The 9,787-nt window shown below is 64.9% G+C and carries 8 protein-coding genes and 1 pseudogene; 4 read left to right on the top strand and 5 right to left on the bottom strand.

The genetic code is table 11. The features are described from left to right. Positions 1-440 precede the first annotated feature (440 nt). Positions 441-1,442 carry a KpsF/GutQ family sugar-phosphate isomerase gene (locus WA702_RS10565; RefSeq protein ID WP_425110462.1) on the top strand — a complete coding sequence of 334 codons (1,002 nt, stop codon included), beginning with the start codon at positions 441-443 and terminating at the stop codon, positions 1,440-1,442. A 172-nt stretch (positions 1,443-1,614) separates the two neighbouring features. Here WA702_RS10565 and WA702_RS10560 read toward each other — a convergent pair whose 3' ends face one another. Beyond that, positions 1,615-2,157: a carboxymuconolactone decarboxylase family protein gene (locus WA702_RS10560; protein WP_425110461.1), complete on the bottom strand. Its 543-nt coding sequence runs from the start codon at positions 2,155-2,157 to the stop codon at positions 1,615-1,617. A gap of 78 nt (positions 2,158-2,235) precedes the next feature. Between WA702_RS10560 and WA702_RS10555 the strand changes: the two genes are divergently transcribed. Continuing rightward, positions 2,236-2,559 carry a winged helix-turn-helix transcriptional regulator gene (locus WA702_RS10555; protein ID WP_425110459.1) on the top strand — a complete coding sequence of 108 codons (324 nt, stop codon included), beginning with the start codon at positions 2,236-2,238 and terminating at the stop codon, positions 2,557-2,559. A gap of 109 nt (positions 2,560-2,668) precedes the next feature. On the opposite strand, the gene WA702_RS10550 is transcribed toward WA702_RS10555, so the two are convergent. From WA702_RS10550 to hemH, 3 genes and pseudogenes are all read right to left on the bottom strand, one after another. Further along, positions 2,669-3,115, bottom strand: a complete 447-nt coding sequence (locus tag WA702_RS10550) for an NfeD family protein (RefSeq protein WP_425110458.1) — start codon at positions 3,113-3,115, stop codon at positions 2,669-2,671. A gap of 15 nt (positions 3,116-3,130) precedes the next feature. Beyond that, positions 3,131-4,133 (bottom strand): annotated as a pseudogene (locus WA702_RS10545) (SPFH domain-containing protein). Between the two features lie 166 nt (positions 4,134-4,299). After that, complete coding sequence (gene hemH, locus WA702_RS10540) at positions 4,300-5,337, bottom strand: ferrochelatase (protein WP_425110456.1); 1,038 nt, start codon at positions 5,335-5,337, stop codon at positions 4,300-4,302. A 96-nt stretch (positions 5,338-5,433) separates the two neighbouring features. Between hemH and WA702_RS10535 the strand changes: the two genes are divergently transcribed. Both WA702_RS10535 and shc read left to right on the top strand, forming a co-directional pair. After that, positions 5,434-5,832: an MAPEG family protein gene (locus WA702_RS10535; RefSeq protein ID WP_425110455.1), complete on the top strand. Its 399-nt coding sequence runs from the start codon at positions 5,434-5,436 to the stop codon at positions 5,830-5,832. 250 nt (positions 5,833-6,082) lie between these two features. Next, a complete protein-coding gene (shc, locus tag WA702_RS10530) occupies positions 6,083-8,182 on the top strand; it encodes a squalene--hopene cyclase (RefSeq protein WP_425110454.1) in 2,100 nt (699 codons plus the stop codon). 196 nt (positions 8,183-8,378) lie between these two features. Here the strand turns inward: shc and WA702_RS10525 are convergent. Continuing rightward, on the bottom strand, positions 8,379-9,787 hold a 1,409-nt coding region (locus tag WA702_RS10525), incomplete at its 5' end, for a M3 family metallopeptidase (RefSeq protein WP_425110453.1).

Here is a 9,787-nt window from a genome sequence, read left to right as displayed (position 1 = left end):
GCACCTGGCCGATCCGCGACGGCGCCATGGTGTCGCTGCCGCCGGCTCCGGGAACACCGTTAGCATCGGCGGGGCTACCAGCTGCGGCGGTCCGGCGCAGCGGCGAATCCTGCGGCGCCAGGAACCCGTCACGTACCGGGCTCAGCACATCCATGGTCTGGGCCGCAGCAGGGCCGGCCAACCCGGCCGTGGCGAGCAGCAGGCACGCGAGAGACGCGCGAAAGATCAGCGCACGCCCTCCCCGAGCACTGGCAGGCCCCAACCCCACGATAAAAAATACTCCAATAAAATCAGCAGTTTAACTAGACGACCCTGCGCCGCCAGGACAATTGCCGTTAAGGGAGTTAAAACAAATATGGTTAATGGGCTGTTGATGGCCCTCTTGCCGCCTCACCCATGGTAAAGGACGGGCCTGTTGGACCTCGCTTGTTCCGGATGCCATGCCAAAATCGAAACCCCTGATTGAGCCGCCTGCCCGCCATACCGACGTGCAATCGGCGCTGCGGACGCTGGAAGCGGGCAGCAATGGCATCGCCGCGATTGCGGCGGCCCTACAGGGTCCGCTGGCGCCCGCGTTCGTGAGTGCGGTCGAGCTGATCCGCAAGGCCAAGGGACGGGCCATCATCACCGGGCTCGGCAAGTCGGGCCACGTGGCGCGCAAGTTCGCGGCCACCCTGGCATCGACCGGCACGCCCGCCTTCTTCGTCCATGCCGCGGAAGCCGGCCATGGCGACCTCGGCATGATCACCGCCGACGACGTCATCATCGCGCTGTCGTGGTCGGGCGAGCAGCCGGAACTGAAGACGCTGATCAACTACGCCAAGCGTTTCACGATTCCGATGATCGCGGTGACGTCGAATGCGCAGTCCTCGCTCGGGTCAGCGGCCGGCACCGTGCTCGAGCTGCCGAAGGCACGCGAGGCCTGCCCGCATAATCTCGCGCCGACTACCTCGACCTTGATGCAGGCCGCGATCGGCGATGCGCTGGCGATCGCCCTGCTGGAGAGCCGCGGCTTCACCGCGCTCGAATTCGCCAATTTCCATCCGGGCGGCAAGCTAGGCGCCATGCTCAAGCACATCTCCGACCTGATGCGCTCCGGCGATGCGGTGCCGCTGAAGCCTGTGGGCACCGTCATGTCGGACGCGCTGGTCGAGATGTCGGCCAAAGGGCTCGGCTGCGTCGTCATCGTCGACAGCAGCGGCCATGTCGCCGGCATCATCACCGACGGCGATCTCCGCCGAAAAATGCGGCCGGACCTGCAGACCGCTTCCGTCGACGAGATCATGACAGCCAGCCCGAAGACCGTGCGCAGCGACGCCTTGGCCTCCGAGGCGCTGGAGATCCTGAACTCGGCTCAGATCACGACGCTGGTCGTCACAGATGCCGGCAAGCCGGTCGGCATTTTGCACATGCACGATTTGCTGCGCGCGGGCGTGGCTTAAAGGCGACGTCGTCATTCCGGGTGCCTGTTTCGCATAATAGCGGCGCAATGAAAGTGGTTGCGACCCCGCTGTCATCGTTCGCGAAGGCGGACGGTCCAGTACGCCGTGATGTCTCTGTTCGATCCCTTCTGCCGCGGAGTACTGCATGCTCCGCCTGCGCGGACGATCAAGGTCATCCAGCCGGAAACCGCTCAGCCTTGTCCTCCAGCGGCAGCGCCAGCCCGTTCGCCAGATAGGACACGGTGCGATAGAAGCCGCAGAGCAGGATGATCTCCAGGATCTGATCGTCATCATAATGCGTCTTCAGCTCGGCGAACTCGCCCTCCCTGAGCGTCGAGCGATGATGGAAAGCATCGACCGCCGCGATCAGCGCCCGCTCCGCCGAAGACCAGCATGGCGCATCGGCGCTGCCGAGCACGGTGGCGCGAATTTCCTCCGCGCCAAGGCCTGCGCCTTGCGCGAACACGCTGACATGCACGCCCCATTCATATTCGCAGGCACTCAGCGCGCAGGTGCGATCGATGACGATTTCGCGTTCGCGTAAGCTTAACGGGCCCCGATCGAGCAGGCTGCCGGCGCGGAATTTCTCCCAGGCCCTGTCATGGCCGGCCATGACCCGAAACAACGTCAACGGCGGCGCGCCGCGCATGATGCGGTCGAACTGGGCCTGGATATCGGGCGCGTAGGGCGGCGTGAGCGCGGCAATCCGAGACATGGCGGAGCACTCCTTTGACTGCTACATTTATCGTAGTGCTACGCTACACTTTCTGTAGCACCAGGCAAGGACGATTCGATGCCGAAGCCGGCCAAATCACGCGGTGTCCGCGGCTCCCGCACCGGACGGCCGATCATGGCGCTGCTCGACCTCTTGGGTCGGCGCTGGAGCCTGCGGATCCTGTGGGAACTCCGCGGCGACCCGCTGACCTCGCGGGCGTTGCGCACCGCCTGTGACGAGGCCTCGCCGACCGTGCTGCAGACCAGGCTCGACGAGCTGCGCGAGGCCGGCTTCATCGCACTCGGCGACGACGGCTATACACTCACGCCGCTCGGCCGCGAGCTGCACGCCAGCTTCCTGCCGCTGCATGGCTTTGCCGAGCGCTGGCGGGCCAAAAGCTAATTCATGCCTTCGTCATTGCGAGGAGCCGGAGGCGACGAAGCAATCCGGAATCTTCGCACGGCACTGATTGCTTCGTCGCTCCGCTCCTCGCAATGACGGCGTGAGACGACTACTCCCCCGCCACTGTGAGATTGGCGCCATCCGCCTGCACGATCCGCACGCGGCTGCCAGCCGGGGTGTCGGGGCCGGCGACGCGCCAAACCGTGTCGTCGATCCGCACAGTTCCCGCGCCATCGATGATCGGCTTCTCCAAGGTGAAGAGGCGGCCGACCAGGGCTGCGGCACGGCGGTTGAGAAACGGGTTATCGCTGTTCGGTCTGGCGGCACTGCGGGCGACGCGCCGCCACAGCGGCACGGCGGCGGCCGCAAACAGCGCGAACAGCAGGATCTGCAGCTGCCAGGACGGATTGAACGCAAACGATGCAAGCCCGACCAGCAGCGCGGCGAGGCCGAACCAGAGCAGGAAGACGCCGGGCGCCAGCAACTCCAGCGCCATCAGGATGACGCCGAAGATCAGCCAGTTCCAGGTGCCGAGCGTGACAAACATCTCGCTCATGATCAGCCTCTCATCTTACGCGCGCGGCGGCGCTGATGGCGGCGCGCCGGCCGACGGGACCGAGCCACCACGGCGCGCGGCAGCCTGGGCCGAGACCGCGCTCTCGCCGAAGGTCGCTTTTGCGATCTCACCGATGCCGGCGAGCGAGCCCAGCATGCCCATCGCCTCCACCGGCAGCATGATCACCTTCTGGTTCGGCGAGTCCGCGAGCTGTCCGAATGCCTTGATGTATTTGTCGGCGATGAAGTAGTTCAGCGCGGCGACGTCACCCTTGCCGATCGCCTCCGACACCATCTCCGTCGCCTTGGCTTCGGCCTGCGCCGCGCGCTCGCGCGCCTCAGCGTCGAGGAAGGCGGATTGGCGCCGGCCCTCGGCCTGCAGGATCTGGCTCTGCTTGGCGCCCTCGGCGCGCAGGATTTCCGACTGCCGCTGGCCTTCCGCCTGCAGGATGTCGGCGCGCTTGACGCGCTCGGCCTTCATTTGCCGACCCATCGCCTCGACTAAGTCGGCCGGCGGCACGATGTCCTTGATTTCGATGCGGTTCACCTTGAGCCCCCAGGGCGACACCGCGGCATCGACCACCCGCAACAGCCGCTCGTTAATCTCGTCGCGATGCGACAGCACCTGGTCCAGATCCATCGAGCCCATCACGGAGCGGATGTTGGTCATGGTCAACACGATGATCGCCTGCGCCAGATTGGAGACCTCGTAGCTTGCCTTGGCGGCGTCGAACACCTGGTAGAAGGCGACGGACGCCGTCCACCGTCACGGTGGCGTTGTCCTTGGTGATCACCTCCTGTTCGGGAATGTCGATCACCTGCTCCATCATGTTGATCTTGCGCCCGACGCGATCGAAATAGGGCACGATGATATTCAGGCCCGGCGCCAGCGTGCGCGTGTACTTGCCGAACCGCTCGACGGTCCAGTCGTAGCCCTGCGGCACCGTCTTCACGCCGGCGAACAGCGTGAAGATCACCAGCAGCGCCACCGCAATTGCGAAAATGTCGAAACCGCTCATAAAACCTCCAAGGCGGGAAACAGCCGTTCCCGCGCCATTCCACAGCAACCACACATGATGGATTGCCGCGTGATTTTGTCTCGGCGGCGGCGGAACCGGTTCAGAGACCCGGCTTCGACAAAATGATGATAAACCAGGACTTGAAGGTGTCACGTCCCGTCAGGCGTCAGATCCAGCCCTGCAACTCGCGCAGCACCAATTGCCGGATCGCGTCCATGCCCTCATCGCTGTCGTTCAGGCAAGGGATCGCGGAAAACTGCTCGCCACCATTGTGCTTGAAGATCTCGGCATTCTCACCGGCGATCTCTTCCAACGTCTCCAGGCAATCGGCGGCAAAACCCGGCATCACCACGGCGATGCGCTTGATGCCGTCGCGTGCCAGCTTCTCGATGGTCTTGTCGGTGTAGGGCTGCAGCCATTCGGCACGGCCGAAGCGCGACTGGAAGGTGAGCAGCAGTCTGCTCTCGTCCAGACCGAGCCGCTTGCGCAACAGCGCCGTGGTGGCAACGCAGTGCTCGCGATAGGGATCGCCCTTGTCGACATAGGCCTTCGGCATGCCGTGGAACGAGGCCATGATCAGTTCCGGCTCGAACGACAGCGTCTTCAGATGGTTTTCGATCGAGGTCGCGAGCGCCTCGATGTAGAAGTCCTCGTCGTAATAAGGCGGCGTCACCCGAAGCGTCGGCTGTGCGCGCAGAGCGGCGAGCACGCGAAAAGCCTCGTCGCAGACGGTAGCCGAGGTGGCGGCTGAATATTGCGGATAGAGCGGCACCACCAAGATGCGGTCGCAGCCCTGCGCCATCAGCGCGTCGATGCCGGCCTTCATCGACGGATTGCCGTAGCGCATCGCCCAGTCGACGACGACGTGGGTGCGATCCGCGATTGCCGCTGCCAGCTTGTCGCTCTGCGCGCGCGTGATGGTCTTGAGCGGGGATTCGTCCTTCTCGGTATTCCAGATGGTCAGGTAATCGCGTGCCTTCCGCCCCGGCCGGATGGGCAGGATGACGCCGTTGAGAATGACCTTCCACAGCAGGCCCTGGTTCTCAATCACGCGCGGATCGGACAGGAACTCCCTCAGGTACACCCTCACCCCGGCGGCATTGGCCGTATCCGGCGTGCCGAGATTGACCAGCAGCACGCCGACGCGCGCGGTCTTTGTGGCCGGCGAGGTTCTGACTTGGTCAAGCGAGGCGGCGAGGGTCATGGGGTCCTGGGAAGTTGTGGCCGAACGACTTGGCGGCTGACGCCGACCTTGTCAAGATAAGGACTGTTACGTTGATGTCATCGGGGCGGAGGAGCCATGACCATTGCCGAGTGGTGCGTTTTCGCCAGCGTGATGCTGTACCTGCTGACGATCGCACCGGTGAAATGGCTCGGTGCGAAGCAATTCGACAACGCGCGGCCGCGTGATCCCGCCTTCTACCAGGACGGGATCCGGGCGCGTGCGCTCGGCGCGCACCAGAACGGCATCGAGGCGTTCCCTTTCTTTGCGGTCGCGGTGCTGCTGGCCGAATTCCGCGTCGCGCCGCAGAACCTGATCAACGAGCTCTCGATCCTGTTCGTAATCGTGCGGTCAGCCTATGTGCTGACCTATGTCGGCGACCGCCCGGCGCTGCGCTCGATCCTGTGGGCGCTCGGGTTCGTGATCACCGCGGCCATCTTCTTCCTGCCGCTGATCCGCAATTACCTTCATGTGTGACACCGGGATTTACCGTCGCATTCATGTTCCGACGCCCGTGACGCATGTCAGGCCTGCATCACTGCCGGCCTGTTAATCACACTTACGAAAACGCTGGATTTGACCGTCAAAACGGCCGTTTCGGTCGCGTTCAGCGACGGCCGAAGCTCTCGTGAATTGGCTTGATCGCGGAAATTGCCTATACCGCAGGGTAGATCCCCTTTGACCGACCAGACGGGCGCCCATGGGGCTGCCGAGGGAATTTGTGCTGATGACGTTGAGCGGCCCGACATCCGAGCCCACTGCCCGCGAACCCGGCAATTTCGAGACTGCCTTGCGATCGACGGTGCGGGCGGCGGCCGAGTGGTCGATCGCGAACCAGAAGCCCGACGGACACTGGGTCGGGCGCGCCGAATCCAACGCCTGCATGGAGGCGCAATGGTGCCTCGCGCTGTGGTTCATGGGGCTCGAGGATCACCCCTTGCGCAAGCGGCTCGGACGGTCGCTGCTGGATACGCAGCGGGGCGACGGCGCCTGGCAGATCTATCACGGCGCGCCGAACGGCGACATCAACGCCACCGTCGAGGCTTATGCCGCGCTCCGCTCCTTGGGCTACCGCGATGCCGAGCCGCCGCTCACACGCGCGCGCGAATGGATCGAGGCCAAGGGCGGCCTGCGCAATGTGCGCGTCTTCACCCGCTACTGGCTCGCGCTGATCGGCGAGTGGCCGTGGGAAAAGGTGCCGAACATCCCGCCCGAGGTGATCTGGTTCCCGGCCTGGTTTCCGTTCTCGATCTACAATTTCGCGCAATGGGCGCGCGCGACACTGATGCCGATCGCGGTGCTGTCGGCGCGGCGGCCGAGCCGACCGTTGCCGCCTGCGAACCGGCTGGACGCGCTGTTTCCGCGGGGACGCGCGGCCTTCGACTATGAGCTGCCGGTCAAGCCGAATGCCGGCGGCTGGGACAAATTCTTCCGCGGCGCGGACAAGGTTCTCCACACGCTGCAGAATGTCGGCAACAGGCTGAATCTCGGTCTGTTTCGTCCCGCAGCCACCAGCCGCGTGATCGAGTGGATGATCCGCCATCAGGATTTCGACGGTGCCTGGGGCGGCATCCAGCCGCCATGGATTTATGGACTGATGGCGCTTTATGTCGAAGGCTATCCGCTCAATCATCCTGTCGTGGCCAAGGGTCTCGATGCCCTGAACGATCCCGGCTGGCGCTTCGATATCGGCGATGCGACCTACATCCAGGCCACCAACAGCCCGGTGTGGGACACCATCCTGACCCTGCTGGCCTTCGACGATGCCGGCGTGATCGGCGACTTTCCCGAGGCCGTCGACAAGGCCGTGAACTGGGTGCTCGACCGCCAGGTGCGGGTCCCAGGCGACTGGTCGGTGAAGCTGCCGCACGTCAAGCCCGGCGGCTGGGCGTTCGAGTATGCCAACAACTACTATCCCGATACGGACGACACCGCGGTGGCGCTGATCGCGCTGGCGCCGCTGCGTCACGAGCCGAAATGGCAGGCCAAGGGCATCGACGAAGCGATCCGGCTCGGCGTCGACTGGCTGGTCGGCATGCAGAGCAAGAGCGGCGGCTGGGGCGCTTTCGACAAGGACAACAATCAGCAGATCCTGACCAAGATCCCGTTCTGTGATTTCGGCGAGGCGCTCGATCCGCCGTCGGTCGACGTCACAGCGCATGCCATCGAAGCCTTCGGCAAGCTCGGCTTGTCTCGCAACCATCCCGCCATGACGCGCGCGCTCGACTTCGTCCGCCGCGAGCAGGAGCCGGAGGGACCGTGGTTCGGCCGCTGGGGCGTCAACTACGTCTACGGCACCGGCGCGGTGCTGCCGGCGCTGGCCGCGATCGGCGAGGACATGAGCCAGCCCTACATCCAGCGCGCCTGCGACTGGCTGGTCGCGCACCAGCAGGACAATGGCGGCTGGGGCGAGAGCTGCGCTTCCTACATGGACGTCTCGGCCGTCGGCCGCGGCACTACCACAGCGTCGCAGACCGCGTGGGCGCTGATGGCGCTGCTCGCGGTCAACCGGCCCGGAGATCGCGAAGCGATCGAGCGCGGCTGCAGCTATCTCGTCGAGCATCAGTCCGCAGGCACCTGGGCAGAGCCGGAATTCACCGGTGCCGGCTTCCCCGGCTACGGCGTCGGCCAGACCATCAAGCTCACCGATCCGAGCCTGTCGGAGCGGCTGATGCAGGGCCCCGAGCTCTCCCGCGCCTTCATGCTGCGCTATGGCATGTATTGTCACTATTTCCCGCTGATGGCGTTGGGCCGTGCGCTGCGGCCGCAGGGGCATGGAAAGGCGGTGGCCGTGGCGAAGGCGGAGGAGCCGCAAGCCGCGGAGTGAGCTGAGCCATATCTTTCATAGGTGCGGCGTAGAGCCACAAAAGCCCACCTCATGCACACCGTCATGCTCCGCGCAGGCGGAGCGTCCAGTACGCCGCAGCTTCTCGGTTCATCACCGCCGCCTCGGAATACTGGATCGTCCGCCTGCGCGACGATGACAGCGGAGTGAAACAGTCGAGCGCCGCGTCTCCCTCGCCTCACGCCGCCTCCGGCAGCAGCCCCCGCCGCCGCAACAGCGCGTCGGGCTCCGGCTCGCGGCCACGGAAGGCGACGTAGGCCGCTTCCGGATCGACCGAGCCGCCGGACGCATAGATGTTGTCCAGCAGGCGCTTGGCCGTTGCGGGATCGAAGATGTTGCCGGCCTCCTCGAACGCGCCGAACGCGTCGGCGTCCATCACCTCCGACCACATGTAGCTGTAATAGCCCGATGCATAGTGATCGCCGGAGAAGATGTGGCCGAACTGGGTCGGCCGGTGCCGCAGCACGATCTCCGCCGGCATGCCGATCTTGGCGAGCTCGGCGCGTTCGAAGGCTGCCACGTCCTTGCTGGCAGCGGCCGCCTGGGTGTGGAATTCGAGATCAATCAGCGCCGATGACACGAACTCGATCGTCGCAAAGCTCTGGTTGAACTTGCGCGCCGCCAGGAAGCGCTTGAGCAGGTCCTCCGGCAGCGGCTCGCCGGTCTGGTAATGGGTGGCGAACTTCTGCAAGACTTCAGGCCGCTCCTGCCAGTGCTCGTAAAGCTGCGAGGGCAGCTCGACGAAGTCGGTGAACACGGATGTGCCCGACAGCGACGGATAGGTCACGTTGGACATCATGCCATGCAGGCCGTGGCCGAACTCGTGGAACAGCGTGCGCGCCTCGTCCGGCGACAACAGGGCGGGCTGGCCGTCGGCGCCCTTGGCGAAGTTGCAGACATTGATGATCAAGGGCGCAACCGCGCCGTCGAGCTTCTGCTGGTCGCGCAGCGAGGTCATCCAGGCGCCGGAGCGCTTCGAGGACCTGGCGAAATAGTCGCCGTAGAACAGCGCCTTGTGCTCACCCTTGGTGTCAGTGACCTCGAATACCCGGACATCCGGATGCCAGACCGGAATATCGTGGCGCTCGGTGAAGGTGACGCCGAACAGCCGCGTGGCACAGTCGAAGGCGGCGGCGATCATGTTCTCCAGCGTCAGATAGGGCTTGATCGCGGCATCGTCGAAATTGGCTTTGGCCTGCCGCAGCTTCTCGGCGTAATAGCGCCAGTCCCAGGGCGCGAGCTGGAAATTGCCACCTTCCGCCGCGATCAGCTTCTGCAGCTCGTCGCGGTCGGCGAGCGCCTTGGCCCGCGCCGGCTTCCAGACCCGCTCCAGCAGGCCTCGAACGGCCTCCGGCGTCTTCGCCATGGAATCCTCAAGCCGATAGGCGGCAAAGGTCGGGAAGCCCATGATGGCTGCGGCTTCCTGGCGCAGCGCGAGGATCTCGCCGATGATTTCGTTATTGTCGTTATCGTTGCCATTGTCGCCGCGCGCGGTGAAGGCGCGGAACACCTTCTCGCGCAGGTCGCGCCGGGCGGAGCTCTGCAGGAACGGCTCGACCGAGGAGCGCGACAGGGTCACGATCGCCT

It is taken from the genome of Bradyrhizobium sp., assembly GCF_049798375.1.
GTDB lineage: Bacteria > Pseudomonadota > Alphaproteobacteria > Rhizobiales > Xanthobacteraceae > Bradyrhizobium.
Note: the sequence above shows the minus strand (reverse complement) of the source record. Positions and strands in the feature narration are given on the sequence as shown.

Excerpts from the sequence above, each read along its gene's own strand:
- WA702_RS10560 (WP_425110461.1), bottom strand. The coding sequence starts at position 2,157 with ATGTCTCGGATTGCCGCGCTCACGCCGCCCTACGCGCCCGATATCCAG.
- WA702_RS10555 (WP_425110459.1), top strand. The coding sequence starts at position 2,236 with ATGCCGAAGCCGGCCAAATCACGCGGTGTCCGCGGCTCCCGCACCGGA.
- WA702_RS10565 (WP_425110462.1), top strand. The coding sequence starts at position 441 with ATGCCAAAATCGAAACCCCTGATTGAGCCGCCTGCCCGCCATACCGAC.
- hemH (WP_425110456.1), bottom strand. The coding sequence starts at position 5,337 with ATGACCCTCGCCGCCTCGCTTGACCAAGTCAGAACCTCGCCGGCCACA.
- WA702_RS10550 (WP_425110458.1), bottom strand. The coding sequence starts at position 3,115 with ATGAGCGAGATGTTTGTCACGCTCGGCACCTGGAACTGGCTGATCTTC.
- shc (WP_425110454.1), top strand. The coding sequence starts at position 6,083 with ATGACGTTGAGCGGCCCGACATCCGAGCCCACTGCCCGCGAACCCGGC.
- WA702_RS10535 (WP_425110455.1), top strand. The coding sequence starts at position 5,434 with ATGACCATTGCCGAGTGGTGCGTTTTCGCCAGCGTGATGCTGTACCTG.